The organism is Neorhizobium sp. 05N33 (assembly GCF_056397445.1).
In genome coordinates this window covers 728,813-749,812 of sequence record NZ_JBFTNK010000001.1, presented here as the reverse complement: position 1 = coordinate 749,812, position 21,000 = coordinate 728,813, and the positions used below count along the sequence as shown (strand labels likewise).

General features: G+C 60.9%; 15 protein-coding genes. 7 read left to right on the top strand and 8 right to left on the bottom strand.

Annotated elements, in window-relative coordinates:
- Positions 1-25 precede the first annotated feature (25 nt).
- Positions 26-2,158: a TonB-dependent siderophore receptor gene (locus AC1DLT_RS03510; RefSeq protein ID WP_477485877.1), complete on the bottom strand. Its 2,133-nt coding sequence runs from the start codon at positions 2,156-2,158 to the stop codon at positions 26-28.
- A 344-nt stretch (positions 2,159-2,502) separates the two neighbouring features.
- Here AC1DLT_RS03510 and AC1DLT_RS03505 point away from each other — a divergent pair, with 344 nt between their 5' ends.
- From AC1DLT_RS03505 to AC1DLT_RS03480, 6 genes are all read left to right on the top strand, one after another.
- A complete protein-coding gene (locus AC1DLT_RS03505) occupies positions 2,503-3,483 on the top strand; it encodes an ABC transporter substrate-binding protein (protein ID WP_477485991.1) in 981 nt (326 codons plus the stop codon).
- Positions 3,480-4,523, top strand: a complete 1,044-nt coding sequence (locus tag AC1DLT_RS03500; RefSeq protein ID WP_477485876.1) for a FecCD family ABC transporter permease — start codon at positions 3,480-3,482, stop codon at positions 4,521-4,523. Before AC1DLT_RS03505 ends, AC1DLT_RS03500 begins: the two co-directional genes overlap by 4 nt.
- Before the next feature lie 2 nt (positions 4,524-4,525).
- On the top strand, positions 4,526-5,560 hold the full coding sequence (locus tag AC1DLT_RS03495) for a FecCD family ABC transporter permease (protein ID WP_477485875.1): 1,035 nt from the start codon (positions 4,526-4,528) through the stop codon (positions 5,558-5,560).
- Positions 5,557-6,384: an ABC transporter ATP-binding protein gene (locus AC1DLT_RS03490; RefSeq protein WP_477485874.1), complete on the top strand. Its 828-nt coding sequence runs from the start codon at positions 5,557-5,559 to the stop codon at positions 6,382-6,384. The genes AC1DLT_RS03495 and AC1DLT_RS03490 overlap by 4 nt, the downstream gene beginning before the upstream one ends.
- Positions 6,381-7,445, top strand: coding sequence for a DUF2218 domain-containing protein (locus AC1DLT_RS03485; protein WP_477485873.1), 1,065 nt, complete (start codon positions 6,381-6,383; stop codon positions 7,443-7,445). Before AC1DLT_RS03490 ends, AC1DLT_RS03485 begins: the two co-directional genes overlap by 4 nt.
- A gap of 269 nt (positions 7,446-7,714) precedes the next feature.
- A complete protein-coding gene (locus AC1DLT_RS03480; protein ID WP_477485872.1) occupies positions 7,715-9,274 on the top strand; it encodes a putative bifunctional diguanylate cyclase/phosphodiesterase in 1,560 nt (519 codons plus the stop codon).
- Positions 9,275-9,373: 99 nt separating this feature from the next.
- Here AC1DLT_RS03480 and AC1DLT_RS03475 read toward each other — a convergent pair whose 3' ends face one another.
- The 6 genes from AC1DLT_RS03475 to AC1DLT_RS03450 form a co-directional block, all read right to left on the bottom strand.
- A complete protein-coding gene (locus AC1DLT_RS03475) occupies positions 9,374-10,750 on the bottom strand; it encodes an LLM class flavin-dependent oxidoreductase (RefSeq protein WP_477485871.1) in 1,377 nt (458 codons plus the stop codon).
- A gap of 73 nt (positions 10,751-10,823) precedes the next feature.
- Positions 10,824-11,573: an ABC transporter ATP-binding protein gene (locus tag AC1DLT_RS03470; RefSeq protein WP_477485870.1), complete on the bottom strand. Its 750-nt coding sequence runs from the start codon at positions 11,571-11,573 to the stop codon at positions 10,824-10,826.
- Entirely contained in the window at positions 11,549-12,430 is an 882-nt protein-coding gene (locus AC1DLT_RS03465; protein ID WP_477485869.1) for an ABC transporter permease, read from the bottom strand. Before AC1DLT_RS03465 ends, AC1DLT_RS03470 begins: the two co-directional genes overlap by 25 nt.
- 33 nt (positions 12,431-12,463) lie before the next feature.
- Entirely contained in the window at positions 12,464-13,489 is a 1,026-nt protein-coding gene (locus AC1DLT_RS03460) for an ABC transporter substrate-binding protein (protein ID WP_040125583.1), read from the bottom strand.
- Between the two features lie 187 nt (positions 13,490-13,676).
- Positions 13,677-15,626 carry an adenylate/guanylate cyclase domain-containing protein gene (locus AC1DLT_RS03455; protein WP_051900663.1) on the bottom strand — a complete coding sequence of 650 codons (1,950 nt, stop codon included), beginning with the start codon at positions 15,624-15,626 and terminating at the stop codon, positions 13,677-13,679.
- Positions 15,626-19,279: a FecR domain-containing protein gene (locus AC1DLT_RS03450; protein ID WP_051900661.1), complete on the bottom strand. Its 3,654-nt coding sequence runs from the start codon at positions 19,277-19,279 to the stop codon at positions 15,626-15,628. Before AC1DLT_RS03450 ends, AC1DLT_RS03455 begins: the two co-directional genes overlap by 1 nt.
- 113 nt (positions 19,280-19,392) lie before the next feature.
- Here AC1DLT_RS03450 and AC1DLT_RS03445 point away from each other — a divergent pair, with 113 nt between their 5' ends.
- Complete coding sequence (locus tag AC1DLT_RS03445) at positions 19,393-19,935, top strand: Pycsar system effector family protein (protein WP_040125582.1); 543 nt, start codon at positions 19,393-19,395, stop codon at positions 19,933-19,935.
- Between the two features lie 106 nt (positions 19,936-20,041).
- Here the strand turns inward: AC1DLT_RS03445 and AC1DLT_RS03440 are convergent, their stop codons facing one another.
- Complete coding sequence (locus AC1DLT_RS03440; protein WP_040125581.1) at positions 20,042-20,938, bottom strand: helix-turn-helix domain-containing protein; 897 nt, start codon at positions 20,936-20,938, stop codon at positions 20,042-20,044.
- Positions 20,939-21,000 lie beyond the last annotated feature (62 nt).

Here is a 21,000-nt window from a genome sequence, read left to right as displayed (position 1 = left end):
GACTTTTTGTCCTAGGACCGGAGGATCACCACGTCTGGCGCAGCGTCGCATAGATTGCTCGACCGGGATTGTAATAATAGGCGCCGCCGTCATCGTTGGCGATATGCTTTTCGTCAAACAGATTGCTGGCATTGACCTGGAGCGTTGTGTTCTCCTGGATCTTGTAGGTAAAGGCGGCATCGAAGACGATGGCGCCGTCCGATTTTCGGCTATTTGCGTTGTCGAAGTAATACGAACCCGTATAACGAGCCCCCAGCCCGAAGGTCATATCGCCGCGGCTTCCGTCGCCTTCTATCGTATAAGTGCCCCAGATCGAAGCCAGGTGCTCCGGAACCTGCGCGAAGCGCTTGCCATCGTAGGAGCCGCCGTTCTCGACGATCTTTGAGTCGATATAGGAATAGGATGCGATGAGGTTGATATTGTTCGTCACCTCCGCCTTGCCCTCGAGATCGATACCGCGATGGCGGATCTTGTCGACCGTCGCCGGCAGGTACGTCGGAGCTTCATAGGTCGTGATGTTCTCCATCGTCAGGTCGTAGACGGAAGCGGTGAACAGGGCGGGGAAGGCATCCGGGCGATATTTGATGCCGGCTTCATACTGCGTGCCAACCGTCGGCTCGGTACCCGCGCTCGGCGGCGCGACGGATTCGGCATAGCTGACATAGGCCGCAAGTTCCTCGGTGAGCTTATAGCTCAGGCCGAAGCGCTTGGTGAATTCGCTAAAGTCGCCAGACGCCGAGGTGCCTGTAAGCCGGTCTGTTTCCTTGAGGTCAAGCCAATCGTTGCGCAGGCCGATGCTCGCCGTCAGCTTGTCGAAAAAGGTCAGATCCTGCTGCAGATAGATCGCCTTGGTCTTTTGGTCGCTGGCCACGCTGGCGTACGGCGACAGCGATCCGGGTCCGCCCGAATAGACCGGATTTTGCCAGTTTATGGCCGGAGCAGCGGTGTAGAAGCTGTCATTCTTCGACTCGAACTTGTTATACTCGACGCCGAGCAGCGTACGGCTTTCCACATCGTTAAAATTCGTCTCGTAGAGCAGATGCGCATCGACGATGAATTGTTCGGATGACTTGTCGCTGCCGAAGTAATTTCGGTCAACCATGCCCGTGGGATCGTTAGCACCCAGCGCATCGTAGATATAGGCATAACCGAATCCGGTATCCGACTTGCTGTAGCGCGCGTTGGCGTTGAAGGTCAGGCCATTCCCGAAATCGTGGTCGAGCGTGACACTGTAGGTGTTCCTGTTCGTCGTATCGTAGTTGTAGTCCGGCTCGCCGAAGAAGCGATCCCTGTCGAGATTCGTCCCCCTCGGATGGCCGCCGCTGCTGGGTGTGCCGTCCTTGTCGAGATGATCGAAGACGAATGAGAGGCTCGTCGCAGCCGTGGGGCGCCAGGTCAGGCCACCCATGATGAAGTTTTCGTCATCCTGCGAGTAGTCGTACTCGGCGTCCGACCGCTGCAACTTGCCGGTCAGGCGGTATGAGAGGGTGTCATCCTCGGTGATATTGTCGCCGAAGTCGAAACCGGTCTCCTTGTGGCCGAAGGAACCGCCGGTGCCGTAAATCTCGCCGAAACGTTCGCTCTTCGGCCGCTTGGTGACATAGTTCACCGAACCGCCGGGATCGGAAACCCCGAAGCCCGTGGAGTTGGCGCCCTTCAGTACCTCGATGCGCTCGAAGGCAAAGGGTTCTTCCCGGATCCCGCTCCAGGTTCTGCCGATGACTAGCCCGTCGCGATATGTAAAGGGCGTGAAACCGCGGATCTTGAAATAGTCGTAACGGTCGTCCGAACCGTAATAGTCCGTGACCACGCCGGCGGTATATTGCACGACCTGCTCGATGCTGTCCGCACCGCGCTCCCGGACTTCCTTGGACGTGATGACGGAGACGGACGCGGGCGTTTCCAGAATATCCGCCGGCATCTTGCCGACGCCGGTCGTCTTCGTCGCGACGATCGACTTCGAATCGTTGTCGGTATCGAGGCCAGCGCCGCTGCCCTGGATGACGATCGGTGCGAGTGTCGTATCGGCGTTCGAATTTTCCTGGCCAAGCACGACGGTCGGCGTGAAGGCGACAAGCGCCGTGCAAGCCAGAAGGGCCGCATTCCGGTAGCGGATAAGGGCCGGTCTCGAACGAGCGCTTGTTCTTTCGTTGTCCATATTCACGTTCCAGAAGTTGATTAGGCGGGAGATCGCCGAGACTGATGCCAGGTCTGGGGGAACCATCCCGAACGACATCCGCGCAACCCGCCCGCGAGGGATTACCCCCCGGTCATGCGGCCGCAATGGCTTGGTCTGATATACCCCGGGATGGCTATTAACTTGAGCATGTTTGTCCAGTATTGTAAATTCTCCGTGCTTTGTAGGATCCCACGGAAATCTCAGTGCTCTTGTCGGTGCAGGCCTGGGGGGCGGTTGACGTGGCTCTCTTAACCTGAAAGTGAAAGTCCACTTAAGGTCTGCGGAGTTTGATGATGCTGCGGTTACTGGTTTCGGCCGTGAAAATGGCGGCGATAGCCATCTGGATTGTTGCGTTCGGCAGCGCCGGGGCAGGCGCCCGGGCTGCCGAAGGAACAACCTATCCCGTCACCATCAAGCACGCGTTTGGCACGACGATCATCGCCAAGAAGCCTGAAAGAATTGCGACCGTCGCCTGGGCAAACCATGAAGTGCCGCTGGCGCTCGGTGTCGTGCCCGTCGGCTTCGCCAGGGCCAATTTCGGCGACGACGACGGCGATGGGATATTGCCCTGGGTAGCCGAAAGGCTGGCAGCGCTTCACGCCGCCAAGCCGGTGCTTTTCGATGAAGGGGACGGCATCGATTTCGAGGCTGTCGCCGCCACCAGGCCCGATGTAATCCTGGCGTCCTATTCCGGCTTGAGCCAATCGGATTACGATACTTTGAGCCAGATCGCCCCGGTCGTCGCCTATCCCGAAGCGCCCTGGTCGACCGACTGGCGTGACATGATCCGCTTGAACAGCGCAGGCATGGTCATGGCCTCCGAAGGCGACGCATTGATCGTCAGGATCGAAGCCCACATCGCCAAGGTGGTTGGTGGGCACCCTGAACTCCGGGGTAAATCCGCGATGTTCATTACTCATCTCGATGCGACTGACCTGAGCACCGTCAACTTCTATACGACGAACGATACCCGGGTGAGGTTCTTCGAGGATCTTGGCCTGAAATCGCCCAGGAGCGTCGTCGAGGCTTCGAAGTCCGGGAAATTCGCAGGCTCCGTCAGTGCCGAGCGCATCGATGTCTTCGACGACGTGGATATCGTCGTCACCTATGGAAACCGGAAACTGCTTGATGCGCTGGCGGCGAACCCCTTGATGTCGAGAATGCCGGCCGTGGACAAGGGCGCTCTTGTCATGCTCGGCCGTAACCCGATCGGCACGGCGGCAAATCCGACACCGCTTTCGATCTCATGGGTCTTGAAGGACTATGTGGATCTGCTTGCGGACGCGGCCAGAAAATCCAAATGACGGCCGGCAGCATACGATCGTTCTCTCGGTCGCTCGTCTCTCGACGTTCGAACCGGACCCGCGGTCTCTGGCTAGCCGGATTGGTCCTCACCCTTTCCGCTCTCTGTGCGCTCTCCGTCACGGTCGGCACCCGTGAGGTGGCCTGGAGCGATATCGTCGCGGCACTCGCGGGGCGGATCGACAGCATCGGGCAGGCAGCAGTGAGCGTGCGTATCCCGAGGACCGTGCTTGCCGTACTTGCTGGAGCCGCGCTCGGGCTTGCCGGGGCGATCATGCAGGGCGTGACCCGCAATCCTCTCGCCGATCCGGGCATTCTCGGCGTCAATATGGGGGCATCGCTGGCCGTCGTGACCGGCGTGGTCTTGTTCGATATGTCCTCCGCGCAGGGTTATATCTGGGCTGCGATCCTCGGAGCCGGGTGTTCGGCGGTTTTCGTCTACACGATAGGATCGCTCGGGCGCGGCGGGGCGACGCCGTTGAAGCTGGCGCTGGCCGGAGCCGCAACGTCGGTTGCCTTCTCCTCCATGGTGATTGCCGTGGTGTTGCCGCGCGCCGATATCGCGGGCGGCATCCGCTCCTGGCAGATCGGCGGCGTGGGCGGCGCGACCTTCGAGCGCATTGTTCCGGTCCTGCCGTTTCTTGCCGCCGGTTTCGTGGTTAGCCTTCTGTCGGCGCGAAAGCTGAATTCACTGGCTTTGGGCGATGATGTCGCGGCAGGGCTCGGGGAACACGTCGCCGTGGCCCGCGCTGTCGCCTCGCTTGGTGCCATTCTCCTGTGTGGGGCAACAACGGCAGTCTGCGGGCCAATCGGCTTTCTGGGACTGGTCGTACCGCATGCCTGCCGTCTGCTGGTCGGGATCGATCATCGGTGGTTGCTGCCGTTTTCCGCGCTTGGCGGCGCTTGCCTGCTGCTGGCGGCGGATGTCGTCGGGCGTATCGCCACCAGACCTGCCGAAATCGACGTTGGAATTATCACGGCCCTCGTCGGGGCTCCGTTCTTCATCTGGATCGTCAGGCGGCAGCGGGTTCGAGAACTGTGACAGTGCTTTCCCCAACTATTGGTCTCATCGTTGAAAATCGCCGCCGGCGCACGCGCCGGCATGTTCTCGTGACAACCATTTTATTGGCTGTCCTCGTCATTCTTTTTGCGGTGACCCTGTCGCTCGGCCAGTCCTTCACGCCGCCCGGGGACGTCATGCGCGTCCTGCTCGGGGAGGATGTCGCAGGTGCTGCCTTTACGGTCGGCAAGCTGCGGCTGCCGCGCTCGGTCCTTTCCGTTCTCGCCGGACTGGCCTTTGGGCTCGGCGGCGTCACGTTCCAGCTCATGCTGCGCAATCCGCTGGCCAGCCCGGACATCATTGGCATCACTTCGGGCGCAAGTGCTGCGGCCGTGTTTGCCATCGTTGTCCTGTCATTGAGCGGGCCGATCGTTTCGGTCCTGGCGGTTGGCGCCGGCCTTGCCGTGGCGCTGCTGATCTACGCATTGTCATTCCGCAACGGGGTTGCGGGGACCCGGCTCATTCTCGTCGGGAATGGCGTCTCGGCCATGCTGGAAAGCGTCGTCGCCTATATCCTCTCCAGCGCTCCGGCCTGGAACCTGCAGGAGGCCATGCGCTGGCTGACCGGCAGCGTCAACGGCGCGCAGCTCGGCCAGGCGCTTCCGCTTCTCCTAGTGCTGGTCACATTTGGCGGACTTCTGCTCAGCCGGGGGCGCGACCTGGAGGCACTTCGCCTGGGCGACGACATGGCTGCGGCCTTGGGGGTCAAGGTGGCAAGGACCCGAATGCTGGTCATGGTTGCGGCGGTCGGGATGATCGCATCCGCGACGGCGGTGGCGGGGCCGATCGCCTTTGTCGCCTTCCTGTCCGGACCGATCGCCGCCCGGGTCATCGGACGTAACGGATCGTTGCTGATACCGGCGGCATTGATCGGGGCGATACTCGTCCTGGGCGGGGACTATGTCGGTCAATTCCTTCTGCCAAGCCGTTATCCGGTGGGTGTGGTGACCGGAGCACTCGGCGCGCCCTATCTGATCTATCAGATCGTGCGCGCCAACCGGATGGGAGGTTCGCTATGACTGTTCATTCTCTGACCGCGAGCCGGCTTTCGGCCGGTTATAACGATGCCGAAATTTTGCACGCGCTGGATCTTACGGTGCCGCCCGGCAAGATTACCGCTGTCGTCGGCGCCAATGCCTGCGGCAAGTCCACGCTCTTGCGCACCATGTCCCGGCTCATCTCGCCCAGCCAGGGGCATGTGTTGCTGGACGGCAAATCGATCCATCGTATCCCATCCCGGGAGCTGGCCCGGACACTGGGGCTACTTCCCCAGTCGCCGATCGCGCCGGAGGGCATTACCGTCGCCGATCTCGTCAGCCGCGGGCGGCATCCGCATCAAGGCCTGTTTTCACGCTGGACGCGCAAGGACGACGAAGCCGTCGAGAGCGCGCTGACGGTGACCAGAACCGTCGAGCTTGCCGAGCGGCCGGTGGACGAGCTTTCAGGTGGGCAGCGCCAGCGCGTCTGGATCGCCATGGCGCTGGCACAGCAGACGGATGTTCTGCTGCTCGACGAACCGACGACCTTTCTCGACATCAATCACCAGGTCGAAGTTCTCGATCTGCTGACCGATCTCAACCACGCGCGGGGAACCACCGTCGTCATGGTCCTGCACGATCTCAATCTCGCGGCGCGTTATGCGGATTACCTCGTCGCGATAGCCGAGGGGCGGGTGCATGTCGCCGGCAGGCCCGAGGACGTATTGACGGAAAAGAACGTGCGGCAGGTCTTCGGGCTCGAGAGCCGCGTCATTACCGACCCCACATCGGGCCGGCCGATCATGCTGCCGATCGGCCGCCATCGGATGGCGGAGGGGCAGAATCTAAAGGAGAATCGGTCATGAATGCAGTTCAGTCGCTCAAATTGTCCGGCGTCGCATTGCCAAAGGATGCCGAACGCATGCTCGACGAAATCTGTGAGCACTTCATCGAGCATGCCGACGTGCAGCGGAGCAAGGACCACGCCCTGCTGAAGAGCAAGAACAGCACGACGAGCATTCGGCTGGCAGACAGCAAGCTCCTAATCGAACTGGCATGCGAGTCGGAAGCGGCGTTGCAACTGAATCGAACGATGATTGCGGAGCACCTGTTCTACTTTGCAGGGGAAGATCCTTTTGAATTGACGTGGTCCGAGCATTCGTCCCTCGCGGTGCTGCCGAACATCCACGAGGTGACGGTCGTCTCGGCGGAGGATGTCACCCCTCAAATGCGGCGGGTGAAGTTTGCTTGCGCCGATATCGCGCCGTTCGTCGGTGGCGACATGCACGTCCGCCTTCTGGTTCCCCCGAAGGGCAGGCCGCCGGTCTGGCCGGGAATCCGCCAAGACGGGCGCGTCGCCTGGCCCGAGGGAGAAGACGAACTTCTGGTTCGCATTTACACGATCCGCGCCGTCGATATCGAACGCCGGGAATTGTGGATCGACTTCCTGCAGCATCCATCGTCCCCTGTGGCGACACCTGGAGCCGACTTCGCCCGCGACGTGCAGCCCGGAGAAAAAGTAGCGCTGCTCGGGCCTGGAGGCGGAAGCCTTCCGGCGGCACAGTCCATTCTTCTGGTCGGCGACGAAAGTGCTCTTCCCGCCATCGCCCGAATTGCGGCCGAGGTGACGCCGGGCACCCGGATGCAGGCCATCATCGAAGTGCTGGATGAAGCGGAGGAACAGCCGCTTCCGTCGGCGGGTTTATTGGAAGTCCGCTGGCTGCATCGGCGGAGTTATCCGGCTGGAGCCAAAGGCATTCTTGCAGAGGAAGCCAAGAAGGCGATCGCCTCCGTCGATGACGAGACCTTCGTCTGGGTCGCCTGCGAAAAGGCGGATGTGCGGTCCATCCGCGCCCTCCTGAAAAGCCGCCGGCACGACAAAAAGAAAATGTATGTGGCCTGGTATTGGGAACAACATTCCGCCTGATCCTCGGTACATCGGGCGGCGGTGAGCCTCGTTTAGCATTCGTCGTGTAAAGAGGCGCTTGCCGTCTCAACAGAACGGCCTGCAACTCTCGACCGTAGCCTGAGGGGCGATGTCCATGTCACTCTCGGGTTCTCTCCTAGCGCATCTGGCACAATGCGCTAGCTGGCGCCGAATTTATTGTCCTTCTCGCAAAAATAGAAAAGGCGGCACAACCGGGAATAACAAATCCTTTAATTATTTCTCCTAGGATCACGGAGTTGGAGGGGTAGATGAAGGATTTTCTGGAAAGCAAAGCCGGCAGGCAGCTGGCGCAAGTGACGGCAGTCGCGATGGTTTTGCTCATCGGCTGTATAGCTTATGACGACCTGCTGCTGGAGCTGGTTCAGTCGATCAGTGCGGGAAAAGCCCATCTCATCATCATCGTACTCATCGTTGCAGGGCTTGCGAGCTTCGCCTATTCGGTGCTGCGCATTCTCGATATGCGCAGTGAAATGATGAATCGCCGGAAGGCCTTCAATGAGGCTGACCATATCGCCACGCACGATCATCTGACGAAACTTCCCAACCGCTATGCCTTCGACAGGTTCGTCCTTTCGCACCCCGATGAAAGGCAGCAGGAAACGGACGAGGATAACGGGCGGCAGACCGCAACGGTGTTTTCGATAGATCTCGACGGCTTCAAGAAGGTCAATGACCTTCTCGGCCATCAGGGCGGCGACGTCCTGCTGAAGGAAGTGTCACGGCGCATCTGCGCATTGGCCGAATACGAATGCGTCTTCCGTTTCGGCGGCGACGAGTTCGTCGCCGTGGCTCGCAATCTCTCGCCCGAAAAGGAGGAGCTTTTCGCGCAGCTGCTCATCCATTCGGTTTCCCGGCCGGTCCGGATCGGTACCCTGCTGACGGAGGTCGGTGCCAGCGTCGGTTATGCGCGCCTGCCGGACCACGGTAGCTCGCTCGAGGAAGTCTGCCACCGGTCGGATGTCGCGCTGTACGAGGCGAAGGGCCGGGGTCACAATCAATATTCCCTGTTCCAGCCCGAAATGCAGGAGAAGGTCTCCGAGCGGGCCAAGCTCGAAGGCGACCTTCGCCGCGCCATCGACGAGGGCAAGATCGACCCGTTCTACCAGCCGCTGATCAACCTCAGAACGGGTGAAATCTGCGGTTTCGAAGCGCTTGCGCGGTGGAACAAGGACGGCGTATTCGTCTCACCGCAACAGTTCATTGCCGTGGCCGAAGAGACCGGCCTCATTACCACGCTCTTCGAGCAGCTTCTGTCGAAAGCCTGCCGCGATGCGCAGCTTTGGCCGGGAACATTGTCGCTCTCCTTCAACGTGTCGCCGGTCCAGATGGAAGACAGGCTGCTCGCAAGCCGTGTTCTCCACATCCTGCAGCAGACCGGCCTACAGGCGTCCAGGCTGGAAATCGAGATTACCGAAAATGCTCTGATCGACGACCCGGACCTTGCCGCCGCGACGATCGAGCAATTTCATGCCGCCGGCATCCAAGTGGCGCTGGATGATTTCGGAACCGGATATTCAAGCCTGGCGCAGTTGGCGCGCTTCAAGTTCGACAAGATCAAGATCGACAAGAGCTTTGTCTCAAGCTTTACCCACAACGACAAGAACGCCAAAATCATCGACGCCGTGCTTGGCTTAAGCCGCAGTCTCAACCTCAAGACCACTGTCGAAGGGATCGAGGAGAACGCCCAGCTCGCCTACTTCCTTGGCCAGGGCTGCGATATAGGGCAGGGCTATATCTTCGGCAAGGCAATGCCTCAATCGGAAGTGGCCGGCTTCGTCAACAACCGTAGGCAGGCATTGAGCGCCTGAGCGAAGCCTGTTCGAGAAAAGGCGAGCGGAAGGTCCTGGCCGAGAAGTATTGGCGGTGTCGCCATCTTCGCGGCCAGGAGATTTGATGTGAGGCGGGAGCTATACGGCTGCCCGAGCCTCCGGCTCAAGCTGTGACTGAAGCACGAAGCCGTTCTGCGGGCGCTTGAGGCCGAGGTTCTCCCGCAGGGTCGTTCCTTCATATTCATACCGGAAAAGGCCACGCTTGCGCAGGATAGGCACGACCTGGTCGACGAAATCCGTCAATCCGGCTGGCAGGATCGGTGGCATGATATTGAAAGCGTCGGCAGCGCCATTCTCGAACCATTCCTGCATCGCGTCGGCAATCTGTTCCGGCGTGCCGATCACCGTTCGATGGCCGCGAGCGGTCGCAACCGCCAGATAGAACTGGCGCAGCGTCAGATTGTTGCGCGATACCAGATCGGTGACCAGCTTGAGGCGGCTTTTGTTGAGTTCCGTATCCTGCGGCAGGGGCGGAGCGGGATCGTCCAGCGAATAACCGGAGAGGTCGACGCCCTTGTAGTGGCGGGCAAGGATGTTCCAGGCGATCGAGGGGTGAACGAGCGACTGGATATAGTCGTAGTTCTCTTGTGCTTGCCTTTCGGTGCCACCGAGAACGGGGAATATGCCGGGGCTGATCAACAGGTCGTCCTGGCTGCGTCCATAACGGGCAAGCCGCCCCTTGACGTCGGAATAAAATTCCTGGGCGTCCTCGAGCGTCTGGTTGGCGGTGAAGATCATCTCGGCGGTTCGGGCCGCCAGCTCGCGGCCGGGTTCCGATGCGCCGGCCTGGACAATCACCGGATAACCCTGCACGGGACGGCCGACATTGAGCGGACCGGTGACAGAGAAGAACTGACCCTTGTGGTCGACGAGATGCACCTTGTCCGGGTCGAGATAGACGCCGCTTTCCTTGTCGCGGATGAAGGCGTCGTCCTCGTAGCTGTCCCACAGCCCTTTCACCAGATCGACGAATTCCTCGGCGCGCGCGTAGCGGTCGGCATGGGCGGGATGACCGGGGATGGAGAAGTTCTTGGAGACATCCGCGCCCGTCGTCACCACATTCCAGGCCGCCCGGCCCTTGGAGATATAGTCGAGCGAGGCGAATTTGCGCGCCAGAAGATAGGGGTCTTCATAGGTGGTGGATGCCGTGGCGACGAAGCCGATATGGCTGGTGGCCTGCGACAGGGCGGCCCACAGGGTCACGGGTTCGAAATGGGCACCCTGCGAGGAACGGCGAAGCGCCTCCGGGTCCTTGGCGCGCTCCCAGCCGGCCGGGCTGTCGGCCACGAAGACCAGATCGAACTTGCCCCGTTCCGCCGTCTGCGCCAGTTCGCGGTAGTGATCGATATTCAGTCCCGCGTCGGCCTGCGAAGCCGGATGGCGCCAGGCGGCCACATGATGGCCTGTCGCCATGATGAAAGCCCCTAGCCGCATTTGTCTCTTCTCATTACTCATTGGCGTGTCCCCCGTTCGAGGCGTTGAGATTGAGCTGACCCTTGCTGGTCATGATGACAACTTCCGTTGGATTTCAGGCGGCTCGCCGTCCGGGAGTTTCCACCCCGAGCCGGCTCAAAAGCTGGGTGCGGATCTTTGCAAAGCGTGGATCGCCATGATCGCGCGGCGTCGGCAGATCGATCCGCAGGTCCTCGATCAGATGACCTTCGTCGAGAACCAGTATCCGGTCGGCGAGCGAGATTGCCTCGTCGACGTCGTGGGTGACGAGCAACACGGCCGGCCGGTGCCTTGCGCACAATTCCCGCAGCAGGTCGTGCATCTTCAGCCGCGTCAGTGCGTCGAGGGCGCCGAACGGCTCGTCGGCCAGAAGCAGGGACGGCTGGCGGACCAGCGAGCGGGCAAGAGCTACCCTCTGCTGCTCGCCGCCCGAGAGCTGGTTTGGCCAGGCCGCTTCGCGCCCCTCGAGCCCGACTTCGGCCAAGGCTTTTCTGCCTGCTTCCTGCCCGGCAGCCCCCGGCAGACCGAGAGTGACGTTCTGGATCACGGTGCGCCAGGGCAGAAGACGTGCATCCTGGAAAACCACGGAAAGGTTTTCCGGAGTTTCAAGCGTGCCGGTTCCCTGGACGTCGTGATCGAGGCCGGCGAGCGCCTTGAGGAAGGTGCTTTTGCCGGAGCCGCTCCTGCCGAGCAGGGCAACGAACTCCCCTTCGGCGATATCGAGATCGACGCGATCCAGGATCGTCTTGGTGGCGAACCGGCGCATGAGGTTGCGGACATGCACGGCTCTGGATGCAGACTTCAGTTGGCTAGAGTGCGGCGCCATGAGAGGACCCTCCGTTCGAGCAGGCGGACGAGACCGTCCGAGACGAGGCCGAGCAGTACATAGACGACCAGGCCGACGAGGATGACATCGGTTTGCCCATAGTTGCGGGCGAGGTCGATCATGTAACCGAGCCCGCTGGTGGCGTTGATCTGCTCGACCACGACAAGCGAAACCCAGCAGAGAGTGACGGCAAACCGCAGGCCCAGGAGAAAGCCGGGCAATGCGCCGGGCAGCACCACCTGAAAGATAAAATCCTTCTGGCTCATGCGCAGGGTCTCGGCCAGTTCGACGTAGCGGCTGTCGATGCCGCGCAGCGCATTATGGGTGTGGATGTAGATGGGTATGATGACCGCAAGGGCGATCGTGGTGACCTTCATGCCTTCGCCGATGCCGAACCACAGGATCAGCAGAGGGATCAGAGCCAGCGTCGGGATGGCGCGCTTGATCTGAACGGGGCCGTCGATCAGTGCTTCGCCGATCCGGGAAAGACCGGCGGTGACGGCAAGGATCGTGCCGATGACCAGACCGATGCTGAGGCCAAACAGGGCACGCGTCGCCGATGTCACGAAGTTATCCTGCAGCCGGCCTTGCTCGATGAGCCTTCCAAAAGCCTCGACGACCGTCCAGGGCGCAGAGAGTATGCGCGGGTCGATCCACCCGAGAGCGGAGCCGCCTACCCACAGCAGCACCAGCAATGCCGGCCCGATTTGAAGCCCGAATGGTATCGCTGGTCCCGGCCCCAGTCTCCGGCGGCTCCGGGCGGTGCGAGGCCTTGCCACGGCTGGAACGGTATGTGCACTTTCACGGCTGGACTGCCGGGATGATTTCACCTCATCCGCATCCCAAATGGTTGCCATGCTTCGGATCTCCTCTTGGATGATGCAGGGGGATTACTGGCTCTTCGCCAAGGCGGCGGAGGCGGTCTTTTCGAACCGGTTGTCGAAGATCTTTTCCACGTCGAAGGGCTTGTAGCCGAGCTCCGCCGCCAGCAGGTTGATCGTCTCCTGGTGCCGCTTTTTCACCTCGTTCCAATCTCCCGAAACAACCTGCTCCCCGGTCAGCTTGACCAGATATTCGCCGTCATCCTGGCTCAGACCCTGCTGGCCGACATAATATTCCTTGATCCAGATCTCCGGATTCTTGTTCACCCACTCGGTGGCGCGTGCCCAAAGCCCGACATATTCGGCGAGAGCCGCGGCCTTCGCCGGATCGTCGAGCACCCATTGCGGTGCATAGAGATGGCCCGGATCATCACGCAGTCCGTGTTCGACGAGCGTCGCGCCATCGCCGCCGTACTGGGCGATATAACGCCTTATATAGACGCCCCCGAGCGGCGCGACATCGACCTGCTTGCTGGCCAGCGCCTTCGGATAGACATCGCCGGTGCTCGGCAGTTCGACCAGGGTGACGTCGCTTTTCTTGAGGCCTGCGGCATGGAGGGCGCGCAGAACGAGTGCTCCCTGGGCCTGGCCGGGGCTGAAGGCGATGCGCTTGCCGCGGAAATCGGCCAGCGTCTTGATGCCAGCGCCGGGCGCCACTCCGAAGCGGTAGATGGGATTGGCAATCGGGTCGCGGCGTTCGCGATAGGCGATGTTGCGAACCGGCAGGTTGTTCCAGTTGGCGAAGATCGAAGGGATTTCGGCCACCGACCCGACGTCGAGCGCCTTGGCACGGAATGCTTCCGAGGTCTGCGGGCCGCCACTGATATTGGCCCATTTGACTTCAAACGACAGTTCCTTGATCAATCCGGAGACCTCCAGCGCCTTCTGCGTCACCGGATCGCCGACCGTCAGGACCGTTCCGGGCGGCACCTTCGGAAGAAGGGGCGCGTTCGTCTGGGCCGCGACCACCCCGCTCATGGTGCCGAAGGCAAGCAGGCCGAGCAGGACCGTTCTCACAGTTTTTACCAATGTCATCGTTGATCTTCCCCTCATCGGTTGCAGGACACGAAAGTCGATGCACGGAAGGGTGGGATATTTTCTATAAAAGAAATAGACTATTTAATTTAAGAATGCGGCGGATAGTGAAATATCATCCCAACATGTCGACCGAGGACACGAGAACCGGCGACCCGGTGCGGCATTTCGTTTTCTTGCTTGGACGCTACAGGGCCTGCCCATGATACGCCGAAAGCGCCGGCACATCATCTATAAGCCTCTGCGCCAGGGTCTGCTGCGTGGCGACGTCGCCGCGATAACGTGCCTCAAGAAATTCGCGATGGACGTTCCGTGCCGCCTCGGAAGTTTCACGAAGCACGGTGCAGACGGGAACCTCTTCCGTCTTGCCTTTAACCGTGATGCGGTCGAGTTCGAAGACTGCGAAAATATCGTCCACTGCCTGTGCGGTCCTCTCACCTAGCAGCAGTGGCACGCCATAAGCCTTTGATGCGGATTCAAGTCGAGCTGCCAGATTGACGGCGTCTCCAAGCGCGGAATAGTCGAAACGGCTCGTCGAGCCCATGTTACCGACCACGCATTCGCCAGTATTGATGCCGATTCCGATCGCCAGCGGATAATAAGTCCGTCCTGCCGCCTCCGCTTCGGCCTCCAGATCGTCGTTCAGCGCCTGCATCGAGTCGAGCATATCAAGCGCGGCGGCTACCGCATGGGCCGCATGTGCAGCGTCGTCGAGCGGCGCATTCCAGAAGGCCATCAGGCAGTCGCCGATATATTTGTCGATCGTGCCGCCATGCGAAAGCGCAATATCGGACAGCGGCGTCAGCAGCCGGTTAATCAGCATCGTCAACTGTTGCGGATCGTCCTTGAGTTGCTCGGCAATGGTGGTGAAGCCCCGTACATCGCAGAACAGGATCGAAAGCTCGCGCTTCTCGCCGCCGAGCTTCAGCTTGGATGGATCGCGAGCGAGTTGATCGACCAGGGCAGGCGCCAGATATTGCGAGAAAGCTCGGATGATCTGCCGGCGGCTCTTCCGCTCCTGGGCGTAGTCGAGCGCTGCCTGTGCCGCGGTCATGCCGGCAAAGGCGAGGGACGCCGCTATAGGTGACAGGAAGACGCGGCCGAAACGCAGGGTGACGTAGCTGCCGATGAACAGCACGACGATCACCACCGCGCCGCCCGCCACCGTGTGCCAGCCCGTACCCTTCCAGATGAGCACCGCCGCCGCCACGACCGCGACCAGAAGCAGCAATTGTCTCATCGGGCGACTGGCTTCGGTGATTGATTTCTTGAGCCGCAGGTTGTCGAAAATGGTCGCCTGAACTTCGGCGCCGGCCAACAGCTTGCCGTCGTGAATCGTATGGGAGGTCGGGAAGGCGTCGGCTCCGCCATTGTCGATCGACGGTGCATTCTGCAGGCTCAGCCCGACGATGGCGATCCGGTCCTTGAACAGCCCCGGCGGCAGGAAATTTTCAGGATCCAGAGCCTGATAATAGGACACCGTCGGATAGGCGCGGGGACCGCCGAACACCTGAATAAGGCTTCCAGGCTCCGGCTGATCCACCTCGATGCCCGCGGCCGTCGCGACCACGGCGGCAAAGCCGTCGACAAAGTCCGGCATGTCCCGCAGCACGCCGTCTCGATGCAGGCCGACCGAGGCGATGCCTGTTGGCGCTTGCCTGTCGGAGAACATCTGCAGCGGCATGACCCGGATGAACTGGTCGGCCTGGTTAGAGGTTACGAGCGTCTCGTCGCCCGCCAGCACGACATCCGGCCCGAGCGTGGCGGCAAGCGCCTCGTCCTCGGCCGGCGCAGACGGTTCGGAAAAAATGATGTCGAGGCCGATCACTTTGGCGCCGGCGGCGCGCAGCCGGGAGACCAGCTTTGCATGCAGGCCGCGTGGCCACGGCCACTGCACGTTGACCTCCGCGAGCGACGGCTCGTCGATCGCCACGACGATCGGCCCTCCCTGCGCAATCGGCTCAGCCGGGACGGTCGAAAGATAGTCGAATGCCCGATAGTCGATCAGCGGCCATCCCGGCAGGCGCGTGAGGAGCGCTGCCGCAGCGAAGAAGAATGCCGCCAGAATGGCAACCTGCACGCTGCGCGACGAGAAGAAGCGCAGCGTTGAAAAGGAGAAACCGCGCCGGCCGGCCATTAGAACCGAACTTTGAGCGTGCCCCGGAAGGACCGGCCCCAACCGGGTGTGTTGCCGTTGAGCTGAATGTTCTCATCCAGAAGGTTATAGGCGGCGAGTTCTAGTTCAAACAGCTTGTCAAACGGCTCCCAGGTAAGGCTTGCATCGAGCGTCCAGAAATCATCAAGATTGAGGCCGGCCTCGTTGACGCGTTCCCCCACATAGTTTGCCGCGATTGTCGCCTTGACGTTCGCTTCGTTCACCCAGGTGAGCGCAACCTGACCAGCCCATTCGGGAATATAAGGTATTTGCCCGCCGGCAAGGGGCACGCTGCTTCGGTCGTCGGTCTCAGAATAGGCGATGGTTGAAGACAATCCAAAACCATGACCAAGCAGAAAGTTGGCGCTCAAGCTGGTGCGATTGATTGTCCCTCTATCTATATCCGCTGTGGTAGCCAGCAGAGGTATGGAAATGCTCGCATCACGAACCTCTTGATGCTGGAATTCTGCTGCAGTGAAAACATTTGGCGTCCATTCTGCATCCCAACGGACCGCGTAGACATCGGAATACCCCGTCGGATTGATGCTGGCCTGGTTCTGTTGCAACCCCACAACTCCGATCGGCGACAGCGTCGGAGTTGTCGTATCCAAACTGTTGCGCATGAAGCCCCCGCGGAGCCATTGGCCTTCGCTGGGCGACCAAGCGGCACCTATACGTGGCCCCAACCGGAATTCGCTCGTCGCGTCGTTATCGAGATATGTTCCAAATAGAGCATACTCCAACTTCAGGTCGGGACCAACCTCATGAAGAAGATCAACATAGACGCGGCCGATAGTACTGCGGTTCGACGCTTCACCCTCCGCAAATCCTCCGAACAAAAGATCTTCATCTCGTTGGAACTGGCGCGCGTCCACCCATCCCCCCTCGATCCCATATCGCCAAGTGAAATCGCCAACCGCAACATTGTGGTTTGCTGCCGCAATGTAGCTGTTTTGCTCCAGTTCGCCTGTCGAACGTCGAATAGGCAGAGGGAGGCCGAAGACATCGGCCTCCTGATAGAATTCCGAATCCCGGCGGAAACCGCTGTACATGATCGCCAAATTCACCACATCCCGGTAGCCAAGCGTATGGCTCCAACCAATTCCGGCGTTCGTCCCCCTTGCGTTAAAATCCTGCCTGTCGATGGCCGGGAGACCGAAAAAGGGATCGATATCCGGGAACTCGATATTCAAGTCGGCTTTTGAGTGGTTGAAATAAGCCACTATCCGATCGTATGGGGTCGGGCTGGCGGTGAGATAGCCGTTGCCGCCGATGACCTTATTCTCGGTGTCGAGGTCCGATGGGCCTAAGAAATCCCGGCTGTCCGGCACCTTCTGCCATTGCAAATTCCCATAGAAGCTGATCGGGAACGGCAGGTTGCTGTATCCCTGGATCTCCCCCTCACCGATATATCCGAGTTCTCCGCCGGCAGTGTTGATCCCTCCGCCGATCGAACCTTCGAAGAACGGCCGTCTCATGATGTTGGCGGAGCGCGAGCGGCCGGAAATGATATGCGGCTCGAGCATCAGGCCCTGCAGGAAGGACGAGAACGCCTGCCCGTTCGGCGCGTTGGTGATGACGTTGTCGCCGTAGAAGTAGTTGTTGACGAAGGGGTTGGCGCTGCCGTGGATGCTCTGGTCGATATAGGCGGTGCCGGCGAACGGATCGAAGGCGGCGTCGCTGTAATATTCGCCCCAGGCGTTCATGCCCTGCAGTCGGAACGCATCGTTCAGCGTCGACCCGGCCTGCTGGTTGGCGCCGAGCGAGGTGAAATCGCCGCCGCGGGCTTTGGAGCGCTTGAGATATTCCTGCGCGTTGCGGATGGCGCCTTCCGAATCGTAATTGTCGATCGCGATTGCCGTGCGCAGGGCGGATATTATCGGATCGTTATCGTCGAGCCGTTCGGCATTTTCCGTCGCCTGCTCGGCCGGCACCCGGTCGCCTTTTTCGTAATTCGCGGCCGCAAGCAGCAATTGCGCTTGCGAATAGGCCGGATTGGCCACGCTTGCCGCGAGCAGGTCGTCGACGGCCTTGTCCAGCTCTCCGGTCTGCAGATAGTAGCGACCGCGCGCCACGAGCGTGATGTCGAAGGCCGGATCGATGGCGAGCGCTGTGTCGATCTCGCGCTTGGCATCCTCGATCCGGCCGATATCAAGATAGAAGATCGCCAGGTTGGAATGGGCGAGCGGGTCCTGCGGATCGAGCTCGATCGACTTCTTGAAGGCGGCTTCGGCCTCGCGGTTGGCGTTTCGTGCGGCCTGGATGTTGCCGATCGCGTTCCAGGTCGTCGAGCCCCCGGGTGCGACCTTGATGGCCGCTTCGAGGTCGGCGAGCGCGCCCTGATAATCGCCCTTGAAGCCCGCGCGGAAATGCGAACGAGCCTCGAGCGCCGTCGGCTCAGCGGGATCGATCGCAAGCGACCGGTTGAGCGCCTCCTCCGCCTGGGCGCGATCGTTCAGCAAGACCGCAAGCCAGCCGCGATAGGCAGGCAGTTCCGGATCGTCCGGATACTGGCGCTCAGCCTCCTTGAGGACCTTGATTGCCGCCCCCAGGTCCTGCAGGAAGCCGAGCGCGTAGGCGCGCAGAAATGCGCCGTCCGGTCCCCCCACCTGCGGCGGCAGTGCTTCGACCCGGTTGGGATCGGCAAGCGCCCGGGCATAATAGCCGCCGTAAAGTGCGATGCCCCGTCGTTTGGAATCCAGGCCGCGCTGCGCCTTCTCGAACAGCTTCGCGGCTTCCGCATAGCGGGTTTCGCTTGCGGCGAGGACTGCCTCGATCAATGTCACTCGGGCCTTCTGCGAGGCGGAAAGCCGCTGGCCCTTGGCCTTGGCAAGCGTCTGCCGCGCCCGCTGGCGACCCTCGAGCGAAAGCTGGGCCTCGGCAAGCGAGACCCAATCCTCCGCGCTGCGCCGTTCGGCGGGGATCGCCGTGATGCGATCGGCATTGCGGCGCATTTCGGCAACCGGTTGGGCTGACGGCGGCATCCGCTCGAATGCCTGGCGCGGCGGCAGGAAGAACAGCATCTGCTCGCGGTCGTCGGAATCGACGATGACGACCTTGTGCGGCGCCTGGCCGATCGAGGCGACGGCTCCCTCGCCCTGGCGCACTTCGACGCTGCCCTGCGGATTGCTGAGCTGCACGATGCCCTCGAGGACGTTGAGCGAGGTTTGGTCGCCCTTGACCGTCATCGTCCAGTCGGTGCCACGGATCGCCGCGGCCGCCGCCGGCGTCTCGACCCGGACACCAGGCCCGCCGCGTTCCGCGCGTGCCCAGATGGTACCGGACTGAAGCTCCAATATGGTGTCGGCGCTGGTGCTGGCGGTGATCTGCTTGACAACCAACGAGGAATTGCGGCCGAGCCGGACCTGCGTCCGATCGGAAAAGAGGATCGCCAGCTGGCCGGTCGCATTGGTACGCAGCACGTCGCCGGTGACGAGGTCTTGCTTCAGGTCGACGAACTGCCAGCTGGACACGTCGATAAAGCGGACTTCCTCGCCTGCCTTGCGCGCAATGACTGCCCCGGCAGGCTGCCCCGATCGTTGCACAGGCTCTGCCGCTGCCGGCGACGCTAGTCCGCCAGCAAGTATAGGCAGCGCGACCGCTGCAAGATAAAAACGATTGATCGCCCCCGACATGCTTCACCACTGCTTTTAAACCTGGCAAGTGTCAAGATAGCCTTTAGAAACGGCATTGCTTTTCGGCCAGAGTGTATTAACAGGGAAACAGTTCGGAACTGAGGAAAAGCAAGTTGAGCGACTTCGACAGCGCGCCGATCGAGATGCTCGAAATGCCGATGGCGTCCGGTGAGATCACTGAAGAGTATTTCAATCACGTCCGTAAGATAAACGACGTGTTTTATGACCAGATCAAAATATCCGATCAGAAGGCTGCCTATATTTTTACCTTCATGCTGGCATTTTTGATCTCTTCGAGCGAGGGGCGCGGCGTCTTCACCTTGGCGCGGTATACCGGGGGCACGTGGCTTGCGGTGGTTGTTTCCGCATTGCTCGCCATCGCGTCAGTTTCCTCAATTCTTTCAGCCATCCTCGTTGTGTTGCCTCGGCGGGTGGCGAAATCCACCTCGCTTTTTTGGGGGACATGGCCGCAGCACCGGGCAATATTCGAGCACGCGGCGCAGCGCAGCGACGTCGGTTATCTTTTCAAGGAATACCTGGACAATGCCGACGTGTTGTCCCTCATCGCCCGGCAGAAGTACCGATGTGTCTCCTATGCATTCCGCGGGATGCTCTTCACGGTAGTTTCATACGTCCTGCTTCTTCTGATCACCTGAAGGACGATGTCCAAGCCTGCCCCGAGCGCAAGCCCGATGGTTCCGGCCCCCGATTGCGGCCGCCACGATGAGGCCAGGCTTTGTGCCGCGCGGCAGTTCGCGCTCTTCAGGAAGAAGTCCCGTGTAGCGACTGGATTTCTCGCAGGCGCCAGGCGCGCGGTGTCTCCCCGGTCTGCTTCAGGAAAAAACGCGAGAAATAGGCGGGATCGGCAAAGCCGAGGCGATGACCGACTTCCTGTACGGATGCGAGCGAGAAGACGAGCTCGCGCTTCGACTCCTCGATCAGCTTGGCGGCGATCAGATCGTGCGCCGTACAGCCCGCCATCGACCGGACGATGCGGTTGAGATGGGTCAGCGAGATGCCGAGTTCGTCCGCGTAAAAGGATATCGGCTTATGCGAGCGGAAGTGCTGCCGGATCAGGCCGCCCAGCATCTCCATCCGCCGTTCGCCTTCGTTCGCCGGGAGCTGGTTGAGGTCGTCGGCGCGAGAGATGCGCGCCGTCAGCCTCAGCGCGAGCTTTACATAGGTAGCCAGAAGCTCATTGCGCCCGCTGTTGCGGTGGTCGAATTCCTCGCCAATTCGTTTCACTGTTTGCATCACGTAGGCAGCATCGGCGTTCGACGGGTCGAGCGGGGTGAGGTGCGGTGTGGCGAGCCATTCGCCGAAGCGGCTGCGCTCCCCCGGCGGATGGTCCAGATGAGAGCTCAGGATCGTGACGACCAACCCCTCGATATCGCGGGAGAACCGGAAGCCATGGTTGAGGGCAGGGGGAACAGTGACGATCGACGGCGGGCGGATGGCATGCGTCTCGGTGTCGAAGGTCGCGTCGCCCGATCCCGCCTCGATGTACAGTATCTGAAAGAATGACTCATGCCGATGCAGGCGGATTTCCCATTGGTGGCGGCTGCTTCTCGCCTTGATGGTTTCGCAATGCAGCCAGAAATCATGCCGCTTGCCCGGATCCTCTCCATATAGCTGGTAGGTCGGTATGTGCCTGTTCATCGGATGCCTCCGGTCGCAATGTTCGGTTTGTCCAATTTTTTGGCTTGAATGTCCATTGCCGC